Origin of the sequence: Bradyrhizobium sp. HKCCYLS3070 (assembly GCF_051167575.1) — a bacterium.
Taxonomy (GTDB): Bacteria; Pseudomonadota; Alphaproteobacteria; order Rhizobiales; family Xanthobacteraceae; genus Bradyrhizobium.
In genome coordinates this window covers 182,468-199,120 of record NZ_JBNPTI010000009.1, presented here as the reverse complement: position 1 = coordinate 199,120, position 16,653 = coordinate 182,468, and the positions used below count along the sequence as shown (strand labels likewise).

Here is a 16,653-nt window from a genome sequence, read left to right as displayed (position 1 = left end):
ATACATCAAAACCGCCGTGCGGACTTGGCTATATCGGCCTCCGAAAAGAATATCTCCTCTGCATGGGCGGCGATGTCCTCCGCTTTCCACGCCGACGACGGCGGTTTCCAGCCGTCCATTTCCATCATACGCAACTCGCGCACGCCGCGCGGACCCGACACGCCGAGCACCTTGCCGGTCTGATCCCCCGAGAGTCTGCTGACCATGTAGAGCACGGCTGGCGCGATGCCCTCGGGCGTCAGCGCCGCGCCCGGGTTTTCCTTGTAGCGCGGCAGGTCCGCGGTCATGCGGGTCAGTGCGCCCGGCGCCAAGGTCCACACCCGGATGTTGTACTTGCGTCCCTCGATCGCCAGCACGTTCGACAGGCCCCAGATACCGCCCTTCGCGGCGCCGTAATTGGACTGGCCGAAATTGCCGATCAGGCCCGAGGTCGAGGAGGTGTTGACGATGACGCCGCCGCCATTGTCGCGCATCCAGCGGAACACGGGAAGCGTGCAGCAGAACGTGCCCTTGAGGTGCACCTGGACCACCTTGTCCCAGTCGGCCTCGCTCGACTTGGCGAAGGTCTGGTCGCGCAGGATGCCGGCATTGTTGACCAGGATGTCGGCGCAACCGAAATGGCGGATGGCATCGTCGAACACCGACTGGCCGCCGGCCATGGTCGAGACGTCGGCGCCGTTGGCGACGGCGCGGCCGCCTTCAGCGGTGATGGCCGCCACCACCTGCTCGGCCATCGACAGGTCCGAGCCGGAGCCGTCGCGCGGGCCACCGAGGTCGTTCACGACCACCGCCGCGCCTTCGCGTGCGAATAGTTTTGCATAGGCCTCACCGAGACCGCCACCTGCGCCGGTGATCAGCGCCACCTTGCCGTCGAGCAGTCCCATGGGTGTCTCCTCCTGCGCCGTGTCTTTTGTTGCCCGTCATGGCCGGGCTTGACGGCAACTAACAGACGTGCCTCACATAGCAATAATCAACCCAGCACGGTCTTGCCGTTCTTGATCACGGTGACGTTGCGCGCGGTGACGCGCGCTTCGAATGAGATCACGTCGCCGTCCTTCCACAGATCGACCGTCACGGTCTCGCCGGGAAACACCGGCGAGGAGAATCGCGCGGCGTGCTGGCGGAAGGCTGACGCATCGTAGTCGGCGTAGGTCTGCAGCACGGCGCGGCAGGTCAGGCCGTAGGTGCACATGCCGTGCAGAATCGGCCGCGGGAAGCCCGCGCGGCGCGCGAATTCGGGATCCGAGTGCAGCGGATTGCGGTCGCCGCAGAGGCGGTAGATCAGCGCCTGGTCCGGCCGCGTCGGGATCTCGACGCTGCGGTCGGGTGCACGCGACGGCACCGGATGCGGGTCGGGGATGCCGCCCGAGGGACCGCCGAAGCCGCCATCACCGCGGGCGAAGCGCGAGGCCACCAGGGTCGCCAGCGGAGCGCCGCCCTCGTCGCGCAAGATCGTCTGATGGCGGATGACCGCGCCCTTGTCCTTGCCCTTGTCGGACACCGCGAGCACGGAGGAGTCGGCCGTGATCTTCGCCGCCACCGCCAGCGGCTTGTGAAAGGTGATGTCGCGCTCGCCGTCGACGACCAGCACGCGGTTCAGCTTCATGTCGCCGGGGCCCGCGCCCCAGGCGGCGACGGAGGCAAAGGTCGGCACCACCTTCAGTGGACGCGGCTCGGCCGTAGCCTCGTTGACGAAGGCAAGCTCCTTCTCATCCATCGGATCGGCCCCCATGCCGATGCCGTAGGCGTAGAGCATCACCTCGCGATCGGTGTAGGCGTAGTTCTGCGCGATCGCCTTCATCGCCATCAGCTCATCGTAGTTGATCGGCATGTTGCCTCCCCAAACCTCGTTCTTTGTAGGGTGGGAAAAGCGAAGCGTGCCCACCGCCTTTCTTGGTAGAACGGTGGGCACGGCGCTCTGCACCTTTGCCCACCCTACGCACTCGTCGTGGAGCACACCGCTCGTTCCGCATCCGTCATTGCGAGCGGAGCGAAGCAATCCAGAGCTGCGCAAGGACTCTGGATTGCTTCGTCGCTTCGCTCCTCGCAATGACGCGTGGATGCATCTTTGCTCCCTCTCCTAAACCGGCGTGAAGAACGGCAGCGGGGCGCCGTCGGTCGGCTTGAACACCACCTTCACCTTCTGGCCGATCTTCAACACGTCGAAATCGCAATCGACGAAATTGGTCTGCAGCGACGGGCCCTCCTTCAAGGTGACGTAGCCGATCGCGTAAGGGCCGGTCGGCGACTTCCGCATGATCGAGAACGTGTAGATTTCCCCCTCGCCCGCGCTCTGCTCCCACACCGTCTGGTCCGAGAAGCAGAACGGGCAGATCGAGCGCGGAAAATAATGCGCCTCGCCACAGGCCGTGCAGCGCTTGATCATGAACTTGCCCTCGGCCGCGGCATCCCAGAACGCCTTGGTCTCGGGATTGGTGATGGGGGCCGGCAGTTTCTTCGCTTCGGACATCAGACGCGCTCCAGAATGCAGGTCGAGGCGGCGTGGCGCACGCCGAGCAGGCCACCGGTGCCATGGGCGATGGCGAGATCGCAGTTTTGCACCTGCACCTTGGGATGGGCTTCGCCGCGCAGCTGGCGCACGGCCTCGATCACCTTGGTCATGCCGCCGCGGTTGACGGGATGGTTGCTGCAGAGGCCGCCGCCATCGGTGTTGAACGGCAGCTTGCCGACACCGGAGATGAGATTGCCGTCGGCGACGAACTTGCCGCCCTCACCCTTCTTGCAGAAGCCGAGATCCTCGAGCTGCATCAGCACGGTGATGGTGAAGCTGTCATAGATCGAGGCGTATTTGATGTCCTTGGGGGTCACACCCGCTTCCTCGAAGGCGCGCGGGCCGGACCACACACCGGCGGAATAAGTGAGATCGAGGTTCTTGCCGCCGCGCGGCCCCTTCATCGCCTCGCCATGGCCGATGAGACGCACCAGCGGCTTCTTCAGACTCCTGGCGATCTCCGGCGTGGTCACGATCAGCGCGCCGCCGCCGTCGGTGACGACGCAGCAATCCATGCGGTGCAGCGGATCGGAGATCATCGGCGAGTTGATCACGTCCTCGACCGTGACGACCTCCTTCAGCATCGCATGCGGATTGTACTGCGCGTGATGCGAGGCCGCGACCTTGATCCAGGCGAGCTGCTCCGACGTGGTGCCGTAATCGTGCATGTGGCGCATCGCGCACATGCCATAGGCGTTGTGGGTGGTGGCGCCATAGGCCATCTCGAAATCGGCCTCGGCGCCAGCGGCACGCGGCGGCATCGGCCCGGTGCGCGGCTTGCCGGCCAAGGTGATCAGCGCGATCGAGCATTTACCGGCGGCGATGGCCTCGGCGGCATGGCCAACATGGATGAGATAGGAGCAGCCGCCGGTCTCGGTGGAGTCGATGTGCCGGACCTTCAGCCCGAGATAGTCGACCATCGGCCACGCGCCGCCCGGCGCGTCGCCGGCGCAGAAATAGCCGTCGACATCCTTCGCGCTGAGACCCGCATCCTCGAGCGCGCCCTTGGCGACCTCGGCATGCAGCTGCGCGGTGGATTTGTCGGGTGCATGCCGGGTCGGATGCTCATAGATCCCGGCAATGTAGGCCTTGCCCTTGATGGTCAACTCCGTCTCCGCTTCCTGTCGTTTCGTCCCAGGTGGTTGGAGATTTTTTGGACCGTTGGATAGAGCTTGGCAAGCGTGGAAAATATTCCGCGGGGTGGAGATGGTCGCACCCAAGCGACATATTTCGATGCTGCACGCGACAGCGCCCACGCTGTCATCCTCCGGCTGACCGGACGTCCCGTCGTCCAGGGATCGCAATGATTGGATCGAGACGCCGCGGCGTACTGGATCGCCCGGTTCAAGCCGGGCGATGACAGCGGAGTGCGTGGTGGGATTCTCGCACAAGCCACACCATCGCAATCCCGCGACAGACACTGCCCGGGTCATGCTCATCTCGTTCACCCTCGTCAAGTCGGAGGGCGCAGGGAAGGCCAGGCGTCGGCTGACGCCTGCGGCCCGCCTGCGAAAAAAATGCAGGCGGCAGGTACCACAGGTGCAGCCGAGAACACCCGGCGGGCTCAAGCGGTGGTCGCAACACCAAGTGTTTTCATTCGTGACAGCAGCTCGTCAAGCGCTTCTGCTGGAGTTTTCCATCCTAGCGTCTTTCTCGGTCGGGAATTGAGCGCTGCGGCCACGGCGGCGATCTCGTCAGCATCGTAGACGCTCAGATCGGTACCTTTCGGGAAGTACTGCCGCAGCAGGCCATTCGTGTTCTCGTTCGTGCCACGTTGCCAGGGGCTTCTTGGATCGCAGAAGTAGATCTGAAGGTCTGTATCGATCTTGAGGTCACTGTGTTGAGCCATTTCGGTCCCCTGATCCCAGGTTAGCGAGCGGCGGAGTTCTTTGGGCAAGGTGACGATGGTGCGCGTGATCGCATCGCGTACCGCTTCAGCTCCGTGTCCGGAGAGCGCAGGCCCATCCTTCGTACGTGGGCCATCGTCAAACCCCGGCAGCCGTGGAAGGTGCAGGAGCATTGTAAACCGCGTGCTGCGTTCGACCAGCGTGCCGATTGCCGAGCTGGCGGAGCCGACGATCAGATCTCCTTCCCAATGTCCCGGCACAGCTCGATCCGCGACTTCGGCCGGACGCTCACTGATCATGATCTCTGGCGATATGAAGCCTTTGCTGCGCTTCCGCGTACGCGCTCGGGGCACGCGCAGCGCACGTCCCGTTCGCAAACAGGACGACAACTCGCGTTTCAGCGCTCCTCGGCCCTGAACAAAAAGCGCCTGGTAAATGGCTTCGTGGCTGATGCGCATCGCCTCGTCATCCGGGAAGTCGATCGGTAAGCGCCGGGCAATCTGCTCGGGACTCCACGCTTTCGTCCACCCCTGATCCTGGCTAGAGCCCGCACGACCGGCCTTCCGCCGAACGCCGCCTGGAGGTGCGACAAACCCTGCAAGCCGCTCTTCAACATAAGCGCGTAAGGCGGCGTTGCTTGCAAGCTTGCTCGGCTTAGGACGCCGGGCCGATCGATCTGCATGCCACTGGGCGGCCGTCGCCCGATAGGCCATCTTGCCGCCGTGCGTGGCCGCATTGCGATCGAGTTCACGGGAGATGGTCGAGGGAGATCGATTGAGACGCCGCGCTATCTCTCGTACAGAATGGCGCTGCGCATTCAGCAGCGCAATCTCTTCGCGCTCAGAAAAAGAGAGGTGCCGTCCGGAGAGCGGCTTCGCTGAAGGTCGGAACATTGCCGGTGCCACGCCGCCCGCTTTTCGAAATAATCGGGGGCCGACAGCATCCGATAATCCAGCAGCCAGCGCAGCATTCTCGCTGTTCAACCCAGCGGCAATCCCACGCCAAAATTTCTGCTGTTCCGCACGCCCCGCAACTGGTGGGCGCCCCAATGATCCCAGCTTGCCCCGCGTTGACCGTTTCTTTCGAATGCCCATCGCAACCTCCTCATCGAGTGTTGCGACGACCAATTGAATCCGCCCCCGGCCTTCCCTGCGCGATGGTCTTCACGCTTATACGCAGTCTGCCTGGTGCGCCGGGCTTGTTGGCCACCATTGCCCGCGCGGCGCGCAAGCGCCGTCGCGAACGTAGCACCAGCGTCGGGGTGCCAGCACGCTGCGACTTCGCGTCCGCGGCCTCGCCGTTCGTCCGCGCATCCAGGGACACGCTGCGGCAAAACCACGGCCATCGCTCCCCGCCCCGCGTGTCGTGACGATCGCGCGCTACGCCCCTCCGTACCGAGGCGGGATACGCACAATAGAGCATGATTTCTGATATTCGTAAAGAGAAATCTTTGGGCTGGAATAGTGCTTGCTGAACCGCTCCAACGAAGCAGCCGAGATATTCCAAACCGCTTTGCGGTCGCTACCGCACGACAACAAGGGCGGCGCCGGAGAATAGCGTTTCAGAGATCAGCGGCAACACGGCTCGAGCTGCACGCCTGCTGCCTACAGGTTGTTCGCCCCCGACGGCCCATGCTATCAACACCGTCAAGCGCCGATTTGACCATCAGCTTGCGGGCGCGTCTCAAAATGCAGCTAAAGCGAACGGGTCCCGCATGGAAAATCCCTGCCGGCCGTTCTCTGAACGGAGGCTCCCATGCGGTTTGCGGCCATTGCCGACATTCACGGAAATTCCGACGCGCTGGCCGCGGTCCTGAAGGACATTGCGGCGCTCGGCATCGATGAGGTCGTCAATCTCGGTGATCATCTCAGCGGCCCGCTCGAACCGGTTCGAACGGCGGAGATGCTGATGGCACGCGACTTTCCGTCGATCCGGGGCGATCAGGACCGGCACATGATCGATCTCTATCGTGCGGGAGACACGGGGCGCAGCGACGTCCGCGCCCTCGATCAGGTGCATGTCGGCTGGTTGGCGGCGCAGCCGGCGACGCTGATCTATCACGACGACGTCTTCCTGTGCCATGCCGCGCCGGACGACGACGCCGTGTTCTGGCTCGATGAGGTCACCGCCTATGGCACGCTGCGTCAGAGCCCCCTTGCGCGTATCGAAGCACGGGCCGCCGGCATCGATGCCTCGCTGATCCTGTGCGGACACAGCCACATTCCGCGCATTGTCCGGCTCAGCGATGGCCGGCTCGTCGTCAATCCCGGCAGCGTCGGGCTACCCGGCTATCGCGGCCGCCCTCCGCACGGCTACCACGTCGAGACCGGGACGCCCGATGCCTGCTATGCGATCGCGGAGCAACGGCTTGGACGGTGGTCGCTGACAATCCGCTATGTGCCGTACGATCCCGCGCGGATGGCGGCACTCGCACGACGCAAGGGCATGCACGACTGGGCGAATGCCATCGCGACCGGCTGGGTCGGGTGACGGCCGTCGCCGGCCCTCATCGCAGGGCGTGTCGGCGCCGGCGCGATTGAGCCGGCCGGGGGTCAGACAACAAGCAGCACACCGGACAGCAGCAGAATGCTCAGGATGAGCCTCCTGAACAAGGTGTCGTTGACCCTGCGGAAGGCGAAGATGCCGAGCGCCGTGCCGGCGAGCAGAGCCGGAATGCTCAGCGCGAGATCGACGATCACCCTCGACGACAGGTCCTGCCGGGCCAGCATCATCCCCAGCGAGGCGATCTGCATCACGGCAATGAAGGGCTGCACTAGGCCGCGCTGGTCGGTTTTCGGCAGGCCGTGCATCTCGCACCAGATGGTCGGCAGTGCTCCGGGCATCGCGGTCAGGCCACCGATCAGACCGCCGCCGAATCCGACGATCGCCGTGCGATGTCTGCTCATGCGTCGAACGCTGCCGAGGCCGGGCTTGAACAGCATGGTGGCGGCGTAGATCGCAATCGTCGCTCCGAACACCTGCTGAAACAGCCGGGCGTCCGCGTTGTGCAGCAGCCAGAGCGCCAAGGGCACGCCGAGCAGCCCGCCCAGGATCAGGACCAGGCTGTCCTTCCACCGGATGCTGTTGCGCAACGCCCACAGATTCGTCGCCTGCACGCCGACGCTGCACGCCATCATCAGCGGCACCGCCTCCAGCGGTTGCAGACCATGCAGCAGGATCGCGCCGGCCACGGCCGAGAAGGCAAATCCGGCCAATCCGGAAACGAAGGCGCCAGAGAACACGGCGGCGCTGAGCAACAAGAAAGAGGCGAGCCCGGGCATGAATATCTCCGGCTGATGAGGGTTGAAATGAGCGAGCTTCAATCGTGGGATGGGAGCGTCGAAACCGGCTGCGCCTGCGTGCCGTCCCGCATGGCAGCACCTCGCAGGATCGCACCGGCGACAACGTGCAGGAGCAGAAAGATGGCGAGGACGCTCGCCGCCAGCGCCGCCTGCGGCGTGATCGACAGCTTGCGCCGCGGCGGGGTCTCGTTGGCCTGCATCTCCGTCACCTCCAGCAACTGCTGTCAGGCTGGTAGCACCGCGACGTCCCCTGGCCGTCCCTTGTGCCGTGATCCCGGAGCTCGTCACGAAGGCGTGTTCGGCGGCGGAGTCTTGTTTGCTCGCCGTGCGGCTGCTGTCGCGCACGACGCGATCGGTCGCTCCCACCGAGGCCGGCGAGCGTCTGCTGCACCGGATCGGGCCGCGGTCCGAGAAGATCGAAAGCGAGCTCGTCGGGCAGACCACACCCGCCTTCGCGGTTCTGTGCGAGGCGCTACGCCATCGCGCCTGACCGGCGAAGGATTCCGCTTGACTAATCCATAACCAACCGGTTATGCGTCAATCCATAACCAATGAGTTATGGATCGAATGCCGCGCTCTCCCGACATGCTGTTCCGAACGCTTGCCGACCCGACGCGGCGCGCCATCTTCGAAGGCCTGTGCCGGCATGGCGAGCAGACCGTCGGGGCGCTGACGGCCAAGGCCGGCGTATCGCAGCCGGCGGTGTCGAAGCATCTCGGCCTGCTCAAGCAGGCGGGCCTGGTGCGGGAGCGTCACGAAGGCCGCCAGACGCATTACCGCGCGCAACCCAAGGCGCTGGCGCCGCTGCTCGACTGGACGAGCCGGATGGCTGCGTTCTGGGAGAGCCGGTTCGACCAGCTCGACACTCTGCTCAACAGGATGGATCAATGAGCTCACCCGCGCCAGAAACCCGCACCGTCGTCGTCGAGCGCGAATTCGCGCATCCGCCCGAAAAACTCTGGCGCGCGCTGACGCAGCCGCATCTGATCGCGGAGTGGCTGATGACCAACGACTTTGCGCCGTCGGTCGATCATCGCTTCAAGCTGAAGGCCGACTGGGGCGTCGTCGACTGCCAGGTCGTGACCATCGAGCCGCACAAGACGTTGTCCTACACCTGGGCGGCGGCCGGCCTCGACAGCGTCGTGACCTGGACGCTGACGCCGACCGCCTTGGGCACGCACCTGCGCATGGAGCAGACCGGCTTCGCAGCCGACCAGACCCGCGCCTATCAGGGCGCACGCTACGGCTGGCCGAAATTCTTCGATGCGCTCGAACAGAGCGTCGCGCGCCTCGGCTGAGGCGTGCGCATCACGACGTCATCAGGGGAGAAGCACTTGAACTGGAACAACACCGTCCGGCAGGTCCATCGCTGGGTATCGATCGCCTTCACGGTCGCCGTCATCATCAACATCGCCGCGATGACGCAGACGCAAGCCCCGCTGTGGGTCGGCCTGCTGGCGCTGATTCCGCTCATCGTGCTGCTCGGCACGGGGCTGTATCTGTTCGCGCTGCCCTACGTCGCGACGAAGTTGACCGCCTCGCGGGTGGAGCGCTGAACGGGCAATCGCGCCCAGCGGCGTTTTCCGGGAGGGAGTCAAGCCTCTTGGCGATCCGGCAGGTCGAGCGTGCGTCAGCGAAGACGATCGCTGGCCGCCTCCAAGGACCGTCTTGCGTTCGCGGCCGAACCGCGCCCTACTGGCGCGTCTTCCGCCAACGAGGCTATTCTGACGTGAACGCTCTTACGCTCTTCAGCTTCGCCATCGTCGCCTTCATCGGGATCGCGACCCCCGGTCCGACGGTGCTGCTGGCCCTCACCAACGGCTCGCGTGTCGGTGTACGCCGCGCCTGGGCCGGCATCGCCGGCGCGGTGGCTTCGGACTTCATCCTCATCGGCGCCGTCGCGGTCGGTCTGGGCGCGCTGCTGGCCGCTTCAGAATTCTGGTTCTCGGTCGTGAAGTGGATCGGCGTGGCCTACCTCGCCTATCTCGGGCTGATGCTGCTGCGGTCCAGCGGGTCGATCGACCTTGCGGCGTCCGCAGACGGCAAGGACGGGTCACGACAGCCGCACGCGCTGTTTCTGAAAAGCTTCCTCGTCGCGATCACCAATCCAAAGGGCTATCTGTTCTTCTCGGCATTCCTGCCGCAGTTCGTGGTGCCGTCCGCGCCGCAGCTGCCGCAATATCTCACGCTGGCCCTCACCTTCGCGATGCTCGATGTCCTGATCATGCTCGCCTACGCGAGCGCGGGCTCGCAAGCGATGCGTTTCCTCAAGCGCTCCGGTGCCCTCTGGCTCGATCGCATCTGCGGCGGCGCGCTGCTGAGCCTTGCCGGCGCCCTTGCGCTTTACCGGCGAGCCGGCCCCTGACCCGGCCGCGCGTCGCGGTCGTCCACCTACTCCGCCGCCTGCCGCACGTGGCGCTCGGTCACCGTGCGCATCGTCACCAGCCCCTCCGCGGCCGAGGGATGCCTGGCGCCAACCTCAATCGCACGAGCTTATACGTCCGTCGCGGGAAGAGAAAAGCACGGCATCACGAAGGCCGGTCTCGTGAAGCCCAGCCGGCGGTTCAAGGCCGCAGCAACCAGCAGAATGCCTCGCGCAGGATCTCGGTGCCGTCAGTCCGGTGCCAGGCGCCATGGGCGATCACGATCCGCTCGGGGTGCCACCCAAGCATGGTCTCCACGGCCGCCCGCAACTCGCGTCGGTGCCGCCAGGTAAATGTCAGCCGGAGTTCGCGCGGCAGGCCGCCATGCGGCGGACCGACGCCCCCGATCCAACTCAGGTAGCGCGCCAAGCCGGCGCCGATCTTGGCCGGCTCGAAATTCTCCATCAGGTCGGTCAGGATCAGCGTGCGCGAAGGGCGATGGAAGAACACGACCTCCGTCATATAGCTGCCGAGGACAGGCAAGGTCGCGATCTCATCATCCCAGGGATAGCCACCGCTGCGATCCAGCGGCCTGCCCTCGAATTCGATGCGGCCCTTCGCCTGCGCGCGAATGCCCGGCGCCAGATAGATTGCCGCGTCGGGAAAGGCCGCCTGCCAGTCGGGGATCCACCAATAGTGGATGCGATTCGGACCGACGATGTCGCGCACGCGGCCTTCCCGGTCGATCTCGGCCCGCAGCGCCGGCGTCAATGGCGTGGGCGAGTGGACGAACAGATCGCCGGAAGCGCAGCGCACCACGGTCATGCGGGTGGGAAACGGAAATTTCAGCCCGGGAATGCCGAAGCGGATCACGGGCCCGTCGACGATCCAGATGTTCTCGGCAACGGGCTTCAGGGTGTTGAGCGGCGGATAGGTCGCAAGGCAATCATCGTGGGACATGCTGGTCGCTCTCCAACCGCTGAACGGTTCCAACGGCAGCAAGTCCGATCGGCCACGGTGTGGACCGTCGTCAGACCGTGAGCACTGGCCCACCGCAGTCGCTACGGACGCCGGCCGCGCACGAGCGCCAAGAAGCAGATGGCGCCCCTACTCCGCCGCCTGCCGCACGTGGCGCTCGGTCACCGTGCGCATCGTCACCAGCTCCTCGGCGGCGGAGGGATGCAACGCGATGGTGGCGTCGAAATCGGCCTTGGTCGCCTTCATCTTGATGGCGATCGCCACGGCCTGGGTGATTTCGGCGGCCATGTCGCCAACGATGTGGCAGCCGAGCACGCGATCGCTGGCGCCATCGACGACGAGCTTGATCAGCACCCGGGTGTCGCGGCCGGACATCGTCGCCTTGATCGGGCGGAAATTCGTCTTGTAGATGTCGACGCGGTCGTAGAGCTCGCGCGCCTGCGTCTCGGTGAGACCGACGGTGCCCACTTCAGGCTGGCAGAACACGGCCGTCGGAATGTCCGCGTGGTCGACGCGCACGGTCTTGCCGCCGAACACGGTGTCGGCAAAAGCGTGGCCCTCGCGGATCGCGACCGGCGTCAGGTTGAAGCGATGGGTGACGTCGCCGATCGCGTAGATGCTCGGCACCGAGCTCTGCGAGAACGCGTCCACCGCGATGCCGCCGTTCCTTGGATTGATGGCGACCCCGGCCTTCTCCAGGCCGAGATTGGCCACCGCCGGATGGCGGCCGATCGCGAACATCACCTTGTCGGAGGCGATGCTGGAGCCGTTCGACAGATGCGTGGTGTAGTCCTGGCCGTGCCTGTCGACGCTGGTGACCGTGCAGCCGGTCAGGATGGTGATGCCTTCCTTCTCCATCTCGGAGCGGACATGTTTGCGGACGTCCTCGTCGAAACCGCGCAGGATGTTGTCGCCGCGATAGACGACGGTCACGTCGGAGCCGAAATTGGCGAAGATGCAGGCGAATTCGAGCGCGATGTAGCCGCCGCCCTGGATCACGATGCGGCGCGGCAGCTCGTCGAGATGAAACGCCTCGTTGGAGGAGATGACGTGCTCGATGCCGGGAATCGGCGTGCCGTGGTTGGGCGCGCCGCCGGTCGCGATGAGAATGTATTTGGCGCGGACGGTCTCGCCGGTCATCAGCCGCACGGTGTGGGCGTCCTCGAGCACCGCGCGGGTCTTGACGATCCTGGCGCCAGACTTCTCGACGTTGCTGGTGTAGGCCGCCTCGAGCCGGGCGATCTCCTTGTCCTTGTTCCTGATCAGCGTCGGCCAGTCGAAGGTCGCGGTCGGGATGGTCCAGCCGAAGCCGGCGGCATCGGCGATCTCCTGACGGACATGCGAGCCGATCACGAACAGCTTCTTAGGGACACAGCCGCGGATCACGCAGGTGCCCCCCATGCGATATTCCTCGGCGACCATCACGCGGGCGCCATAGCCGCTCGCGATGCGGGCGGCGCGCACGCCGCCCGAGCCGCCACCGATCACGAACAGGTCGACGTCGAATTCAGCCATCTCTCCCCCGACCTGGCCTTTCGGCCGCAAGCCTCAGATCGGCTTGTTGCGTTTGCGCATCTCGGCGCGGAACTGCGCGGTGACAGTGTCGGAAAATTCCGCCGCCCACAGGTTCATCGCCTGCATGCTCATCTGGATCGCCTTCGGCTCCGCCGCAAGCAGCTTCTGGCCGATGGCAGACTTGTAGAAGGCGACGAGGTTGGCGATCTCCTGGTCGGAGAACTCGTTGCAGTAGATCTGCGCCATCTTCTCGCCGATCTCCTTCTCCTTGCCGGCGTAGGTCTGCGCGACCACCACGGCGACCTCGTCGAGGTCCTTCTGGTAGTTGAGATTGGACTGCAGCAGCGCCTGCTTGGTCTGCTGCACGATGCCGGGGACGGCATTGGCGTACATCGCAGCCGCGTTCTTCATCCCCAGAATCTCGCGCGCGCCGGCCATGCAGGCGGGCGAGGCCGGCTTCAGCGCAGGTGCCTGGCCCTGCGCCGCAACCGGGCTTGCCGAGGCCAAGGCCAGCACGATTCCGGCGGCCGGCAAGATTCTGAACACGCTCTTCATTCCAAGTCTCCTGTGAGTTGCCGCCATGAGCGCAGCCTCGTGCCGCGCTCAGGGCCGCTGGATAACGCGAATTCCCTGTGCGCCTGCCAGGATCGCCGTGCTGCCGAGGCCGATGAACAGCCCATGCTCGACCACGCCCGGAATTGCGCTCAAAAGACCCGCCAGGCGCGGGGGATCCATGATCTCCCCAAGGCGGACGTCGATAATCCAGTGGCCGCCATCGGTGACGAAAACGTGGCCGTCTGCGGACTTGCGCAGGCTCATCGGCCCGGACACGCCGGCCGTGGCGAAGGCGTCACTCATCTCGCGCTGAGTCGCGGCGAGGCCGAACGGAACCACCTCGACCGGCAGCGGGTAGCGGCCGAGCTGCGCCACCCATTTACTGTCGTCGGCGATCACGATCATGCGATCCGAAGCGCTGGCGACGATCTTCTCGCGCAGCAGCGCGCCGCCGCCGCCCTTGATCAGGTCGAGCGCCGGATTGATCTCGTCTGCGCCGTCGATGGTGATGTCGAGCCGGTCGATCTCATCGAGCGTGGTCAGCGGCACGCCGCACGCTTGCGCCTGCGCCCTTGTCGCCTCCGAGGTCGGCACGCCCACGATCTTGAGGCCGGCGCGCACCTTTTCTCCGAGCAGATCGACGAAATGCTTGGCAGTCGATCCGGTGCCGAGACCGAGCTTCATGCCGCTCTCGACCTCCTCCAGCGCACGCGCCGCTGCCTGCCGCTTCAATGCATCCATGTCGACCAAGGAACCCGCCCTTCGCACCCAGGGCCCCCACGGGCGGGGGCCGAAAGCCGGCGCATATCTAGCGATGTTTTGACGCGGGGCCTAGCTCTCGCCGGCCACGAAATCGGACAAAATGCCATTGCGGGCCTCTTGCAAGGACATGAGCCGGCCGCTAGCGGATACCGATGCCCATCTCCAGCACCATCGTCTTCGATCTCGACGGCACCCTGGTCGACACGGCGCCGGATCTCATCAGCGCGCTCAATCACGTCCTGCAGCGCGAGGGTCTGCGGCCGGTGCCGCTGGCCTCGGCCCGCAAGATGATCGGCCACGGCGCCCGCAAGCTGATCGAGCGCGGTCTGGAGGCGGAGGGTCGCTTCGCCAGCACCGATGACATCGGCCGCCTCACCACCGATTTCATCGATTTCTACGCTGAGAACATCGCCATCGAATCGCGCCCCTTCGAGGGGCTGGAGGCGGCGCTCGACGAGCTTGCCGGCCGCGGCTGCCAGTTCGCGGTGTGCACCAACAAGCTGGAATGGCTGTCGAAGCGGCTGCTCGACCAGCTCGGCCTGTCCTCCCGCTTCGCCGCGATCTGCGGTGCCGACACGTTCGGGGTCGCCAAGCCGGATCCGGCGATCCTGCGCCAGACCATCGCGCAGGCCGGCGGCGAGGTCGGGGCCGCGATCATGGTCGGCGATGCCGGCACCGACGTCGGCGCCGCCCGCCGCGCCGGCGTGCCGGTGATCGGCTGCACCTTCGGCTATACCGACGTACCGATCGCGGAGCTCAATCCGGACCACCTGATCGACCACATGCGCGAGCTGCCAGCCGCCGTCGCGGCCCTCAGCCCATCGCTCAGGATCGCCTGAGCCAACTTGCGATTCCACTGTCGCATCGCACCCTAACCCACTGCCCTGTCGACCTGAATCCGCACCTTGCGGTGCGTTAACGTTCTGTTGAGAATAGGGTTGACCGCAGTTGCGCCGCTGTTCTGACGCTCCTATGGTCGCCCTGGGATTGCGGCCGATGGCCGCAGGGTTGTGGGGCGGACATCATGATGCGGCGTGTCATCGCAATTGCGGTTGCGGGAGCCGGCTTGGCCGGTTGCTCGTCCTTCTCCATGGACAGCTTCAAGATGGCAGCGCCCGAGGTTCCGGTGCAGCTCGACTCCGTGCCGCCGGGCGCCGACGCCAAGACCTCGCTCGGACCGGGCTGCAAGACGCCGTGCACCGTCTCGGTGCCGGCGCCCGATGCGGGCTTCAGCGTCACCTTCACGATGGACAAGTACCAGCCCGCGACCATCCCGGTGCAGGTGATCCGCAACTCCGGCGATTTCAACACCTCGCCGCCGGTGGTGATGGACCCGAGCCCGGTCGTCGCCGAGCTGCAGCCGATGCCCGGCGCGCCGCCGAAGGCCGTCAAGCGCATGCGGCCGAAGAAGCCGAAGCCGCAGAAGTCCGCCGCTGCGCCGGACGCACCGGCGGCCACCGGGTCCGCCTTCCCCGCCCCCGCGCCGGGACGCCAATAGCGGACCGTCGTCCCGCGCGTCCGCTTGCCAAGGCGAAGCTGCATTGCAGCATCGACAGATCCACGTCGATGATTGTGGGGCGCGGCGATCATGACTAGATTGTCGTGAGACCGACATCCGGCCGCGCTTGCGCGGCCGCCGCGTGGCATCGCCGCCACCTGGGCCGCCACCAGCCAAGGCTTTCCATGACCGCAGAGACGTTGAGTGACACCGCCCTGACGCGCCCAATGACCGACCCGTTCGGTCGCCGCATCAGCTATCTGCGCGTCTCGGTGACCGACCGCTGCGACTTGCGCTGCTTCTATTGCATGTCCGAGGACATGACCTTCCTGCCGAAGGCCGACCTGCTGACGCTCGAAGAGCTCGACCGGCTGTGCTCGGCGTTCATCCACAAGGGCGTCAAGAAGCTCAGGCTCACCGGCGGGGAGCCGCTGGTCCGGCGCAACGTGATGGGCCTGGTCCGCTCGCTGTCGCGACATCTGAAGAGCGGCGCGCTCAACGAGCTGACGATGACGACCAACGCGACGCAGCTCGCCAAATATGCCACCGAGCTCGCCGATTGCGGCGTCCGTCGCATCAACGTCTCGCTCGACACGCTCGACCCGGACAAGTTCCGCGCCATCACCCGCTGGGGCGATCTCGAGCGCGTGCTGGCCGGCATCGAGGCGGCGCGCGCCGCAGGTCTCGCCGTGAAGATCAACGCCGTCGCGCTGAAGAACATGAACGAGGACGAGATCCCCTCGCTGATCGACTGGGCGCACGGCAAGGGCATGGCGTTGACCTTGATCGAGGTGATGCCGATGGGCGAGATCGGCGAGGGCCGCATCGACCAGTATCTGCCGTTGTCGCTGCTGCGCGCGCGTCTGGCGCAGACCTACACCATGACCGACCTCGACGAGACCACCGGCGGCCCGGCCCGCTACGTCCGCGTCGCCGAGACCGGCGGCACGATCGGCTTCATCACGCCGATGACGCATAATTTCTGCGAGAGCTGCAATCGCGTCCGCGTCACCTGCACCGGCACCCTGCACACCTGCCTCGGCCACGAGGACGCCTCCGACCTGCGCAAGCCGCTGCGTGCCTCGGCCAGCGACGAGGATCTCAGCGCCGCGATCGACCGCGCTATCGGCCTCAAGCCGAAGGGCCACGACTTCATCATCGACCGCCGCCACAACCGTCCGAGCGTCAGCCGGCACATGAGCGTGACGGGCGGGTAGTCGGAGTCCATAACCATCGGGCCCTGCGATCAATCGCAATCGGAGCCGGCCTGTTGGCCGGCCATTCAGCCGACGATCACGCATACCGTATGAGCGGATCGGCC

General features: G+C 65.6%; 19 protein-coding genes and 1 pseudogene. 9 read left to right on the top strand and 11 right to left on the bottom strand.

Going from position 1 to position 16,653, the window contains the following annotated elements; all coding sequences use genetic code 11:
• Window positions 1-5: 5 nt before the first annotated feature.
• The 5 genes from ACQR03_RS24905 to ACQR03_RS24885 all read right to left on the bottom strand — a co-directional run bounded on the left by ACQR03_RS24905 (window position 6) and on the right by ACQR03_RS24885 (window position 5,453).
• On the bottom strand, window positions 6-884 hold the full coding sequence (locus ACQR03_RS24905) for an SDR family oxidoreductase (protein ID WP_316165029.1): 879 nt from the start codon (window positions 882-884) through the stop codon (window positions 6-8).
• An 86-nt stretch (window positions 885-970) separates the two neighbouring features.
• Window positions 971-1,831, bottom strand: coding sequence for a MaoC family dehydratase (locus ACQR03_RS24900; protein WP_316165028.1), 861 nt, complete (start codon window positions 1,829-1,831; stop codon window positions 971-973).
• Between the two features lie 249 nt (window positions 1,832-2,080).
• Window positions 2,081-2,470 carry a Zn-ribbon domain-containing OB-fold protein gene (locus ACQR03_RS24895; RefSeq protein WP_316165026.1) on the bottom strand — a complete coding sequence of 130 codons (390 nt, stop codon included), beginning with the start codon at window positions 2,468-2,470 and terminating at the stop codon, window positions 2,081-2,083.
• The gene (locus ACQR03_RS24890; protein WP_316165024.1) at window positions 2,470-3,618 is read right to left on the bottom strand and encodes a thiolase domain-containing protein; all 1,149 of its coding nucleotides are present in this window, start codon (window positions 3,616-3,618) and stop codon (window positions 2,470-2,472) included. The genes ACQR03_RS24895 and ACQR03_RS24890 overlap by 1 nt, the downstream gene beginning before the upstream one ends.
• Window positions 3,619-4,076: 458 nt before the next feature.
• Window positions 4,077-5,453, bottom strand: a complete 1,377-nt coding sequence (locus ACQR03_RS24885; RefSeq protein WP_315715219.1) for an IS30 family transposase — start codon at window positions 5,451-5,453, stop codon at window positions 4,077-4,079.
• Between the two features lie 661 nt (window positions 5,454-6,114).
• Here ACQR03_RS24885 and ACQR03_RS24880 point away from each other — a divergent pair.
• The gene (locus ACQR03_RS24880) at window positions 6,115-6,849 is read left to right on the top strand and encodes a metallophosphoesterase family protein (RefSeq protein WP_316165023.1); all 735 of its coding nucleotides are present in this window, start codon (window positions 6,115-6,117) and stop codon (window positions 6,847-6,849) included.
• A 62-nt stretch (window positions 6,850-6,911) separates the two neighbouring features.
• Here the strand turns inward: ACQR03_RS24880 and ACQR03_RS24875 are convergent, their stop codons facing one another.
• Together ACQR03_RS24875 and ACQR03_RS24870 are read right to left on the bottom strand one after the other, a co-directional pair.
• Complete coding sequence (locus ACQR03_RS24875) at window positions 6,912-7,640, bottom strand: sulfite exporter TauE/SafE family protein (RefSeq protein WP_315752581.1); 729 nt, start codon at window positions 7,638-7,640, stop codon at window positions 6,912-6,914.
• Window positions 7,641-7,678: 38 nt separating this feature from the next.
• Window positions 7,679-7,861 carry a hypothetical protein gene (locus ACQR03_RS24870; protein WP_316165022.1) on the bottom strand — a complete coding sequence of 61 codons (183 nt, stop codon included), beginning with the start codon at window positions 7,859-7,861 and terminating at the stop codon, window positions 7,679-7,681.
• Window positions 7,862-7,980: 119 nt separating this feature from the next.
• Between ACQR03_RS24870 and ACQR03_RS24865 the strand changes: the two are divergent.
• From ACQR03_RS24865 to ACQR03_RS24845, 5 genes and pseudogenes are all read left to right on the top strand, one after another.
• Window positions 7,981-8,094 (top strand): annotated as a pseudogene (locus ACQR03_RS24865) (LysR family transcriptional regulator); the annotation flags it as partial.
• Between the two features lie 134 nt (window positions 8,095-8,228).
• On the top strand, window positions 8,229-8,552 hold the full coding sequence (locus tag ACQR03_RS24860; RefSeq protein ID WP_315717658.1) for an ArsR/SmtB family transcription factor: 324 nt from the start codon (window positions 8,229-8,231) through the stop codon (window positions 8,550-8,552).
• Window positions 8,549-8,959: an SRPBCC family protein gene (locus ACQR03_RS24855; protein WP_315717657.1), complete on the top strand. Its 411-nt coding sequence runs from the start codon at window positions 8,549-8,551 to the stop codon at window positions 8,957-8,959. Before ACQR03_RS24860 ends, ACQR03_RS24855 begins: the two co-directional genes overlap by 4 nt.
• Window positions 8,960-8,995: 36 nt before the next feature.
• A complete protein-coding gene (locus tag ACQR03_RS24850; RefSeq protein ID WP_315717656.1) occupies window positions 8,996-9,217 on the top strand; it encodes a hypothetical protein in 222 nt (73 codons plus the stop codon).
• Window positions 9,218-9,390: 173 nt separating this feature from the next.
• Window positions 9,391-10,026 carry a LysE family translocator gene (locus ACQR03_RS24845; protein ID WP_315739638.1) on the top strand — a complete coding sequence of 212 codons (636 nt, stop codon included), beginning with the start codon at window positions 9,391-9,393 and terminating at the stop codon, window positions 10,024-10,026.
• A gap of 199 nt (window positions 10,027-10,225) precedes the next feature.
• On the opposite strand, the gene ACQR03_RS24840 is transcribed toward ACQR03_RS24845, so the two are convergent.
• From ACQR03_RS24840 to rpiA, 4 genes are all read right to left on the bottom strand, one after another.
• On the bottom strand, window positions 10,226-10,984 hold the full coding sequence (locus ACQR03_RS24840; RefSeq protein WP_434841974.1) for a DUF4336 domain-containing protein: 759 nt from the start codon (window positions 10,982-10,984) through the stop codon (window positions 10,226-10,228).
• Window positions 10,985-11,131: 147 nt separating this feature from the next.
• A complete protein-coding gene (gene gorA / locus ACQR03_RS24835; protein WP_434841975.1) occupies window positions 11,132-12,517 on the bottom strand; it encodes a glutathione-disulfide reductase in 1,386 nt (461 codons plus the stop codon).
• A 33-nt stretch (window positions 12,518-12,550) separates the two neighbouring features.
• The gene (locus tag ACQR03_RS24830; RefSeq protein WP_315717652.1) at window positions 12,551-13,072 is read right to left on the bottom strand and encodes a DUF2059 domain-containing protein; all 522 of its coding nucleotides are present in this window, start codon (window positions 13,070-13,072) and stop codon (window positions 12,551-12,553) included.
• Window positions 13,073-13,120: 48 nt separating this feature from the next.
• Window positions 13,121-13,813: a ribose-5-phosphate isomerase RpiA gene (gene rpiA / locus ACQR03_RS24825; RefSeq protein ID WP_315752604.1), complete on the bottom strand. Its 693-nt coding sequence runs from the start codon at window positions 13,811-13,813 to the stop codon at window positions 13,121-13,123.
• Window positions 13,814-13,986: 173 nt separating this feature from the next.
• Here rpiA and ACQR03_RS24820 point away from each other — a divergent pair, with 173 nt between their 5' ends.
• From ACQR03_RS24820 to moaA, 3 genes are all read left to right on the top strand, one after another.
• Window positions 13,987-14,673 carry an HAD family hydrolase gene (locus ACQR03_RS24820; protein ID WP_315717650.1) on the top strand — a complete coding sequence of 229 codons (687 nt, stop codon included), beginning with the start codon at window positions 13,987-13,989 and terminating at the stop codon, window positions 14,671-14,673.
• Between the two features lie 266 nt (window positions 14,674-14,939).
• Window positions 14,940-15,332: a hypothetical protein gene (locus tag ACQR03_RS24815; protein WP_315717649.1), complete on the top strand. Its 393-nt coding sequence runs from the start codon at window positions 14,940-14,942 to the stop codon at window positions 15,330-15,332.
• A 185-nt stretch (window positions 15,333-15,517) separates the two neighbouring features.
• A complete protein-coding gene (gene moaA / locus ACQR03_RS24810) occupies window positions 15,518-16,549 on the top strand; it encodes a GTP 3',8-cyclase MoaA (protein WP_434841976.1) in 1,032 nt (343 codons plus the stop codon).
• The last annotated feature ends 104 nt before the right edge of the window (window positions 16,550-16,653 follow it).

Coding starts and splice junctions, on each gene's coding strand:
- ACQR03_RS24905 (WP_316165029.1), bottom strand. CDS start 884: ATGGGACTGCTCGACGGCAAGGTGGCGCTGATCACCGGCGCAGGTGGC.
- ACQR03_RS24900 (WP_316165028.1), bottom strand. CDS start 1,831: ATGCCGATCAACTACGATGAGCTGATGGCGATGAAGGCGATCGCGCAG.
- ACQR03_RS24895 (WP_316165026.1), bottom strand. CDS start 2,470: ATGTCCGAAGCGAAGAAACTGCCGGCCCCCATCACCAATCCCGAGACC.
- ACQR03_RS24885 (WP_315715219.1), bottom strand. CDS start 5,453: ATGGGCATTCGAAAGAAACGGTCAACGCGGGGCAAGCTGGGATCATTG.
- ACQR03_RS24880 (WP_316165023.1), top strand. CDS start 6,115: ATGCGGTTTGCGGCCATTGCCGACATTCACGGAAATTCCGACGCGCTG.
- ACQR03_RS24875 (WP_315752581.1), bottom strand. CDS start 7,640: ATGCCCGGGCTCGCCTCTTTCTTGTTGCTCAGCGCCGCCGTGTTCTCT.
- ACQR03_RS24870 (WP_316165022.1), bottom strand. CDS start 7,861: ATGCAGGCCAACGAGACCCCGCCGCGGCGCAAGCTGTCGATCACGCCG.
- ACQR03_RS24860 (WP_315717658.1), top strand. CDS start 8,229: ATGCCGCGCTCTCCCGACATGCTGTTCCGAACGCTTGCCGACCCGACG.
- ACQR03_RS24855 (WP_315717657.1), top strand. CDS start 8,549: ATGAGCTCACCCGCGCCAGAAACCCGCACCGTCGTCGTCGAGCGCGAA.
- ACQR03_RS24840 (WP_434841974.1), bottom strand. CDS start 10,984: ATGTCCCACGATGATTGCCTTGCGACCTATCCGCCGCTCAACACCCTG.
- gorA (WP_434841975.1), bottom strand. CDS start 12,517: ATGGCTGAATTCGACGTCGACCTGTTCGTGATCGGTGGCGGCTCGGGC.
- ACQR03_RS24830 (WP_315717652.1), bottom strand. CDS start 13,072: ATGAAGAGCGTGTTCAGAATCTTGCCGGCCGCCGGAATCGTGCTGGCC.
- rpiA (WP_315752604.1), bottom strand. CDS start 13,813: ATGGATGCATTGAAGCGGCAGGCAGCGGCGCGTGCGCTGGAGGAGGTC.
- ACQR03_RS24820 (WP_315717650.1), top strand. CDS start 13,987: ATGCCCATCTCCAGCACCATCGTCTTCGATCTCGACGGCACCCTGGTC.
- ACQR03_RS24815 (WP_315717649.1), top strand. CDS start 14,940: ATGGCAGCGCCCGAGGTTCCGGTGCAGCTCGACTCCGTGCCGCCGGGC.
- moaA (WP_434841976.1), top strand. CDS start 15,518: ATGACCGCAGAGACGTTGAGTGACACCGCCCTGACGCGCCCAATGACC.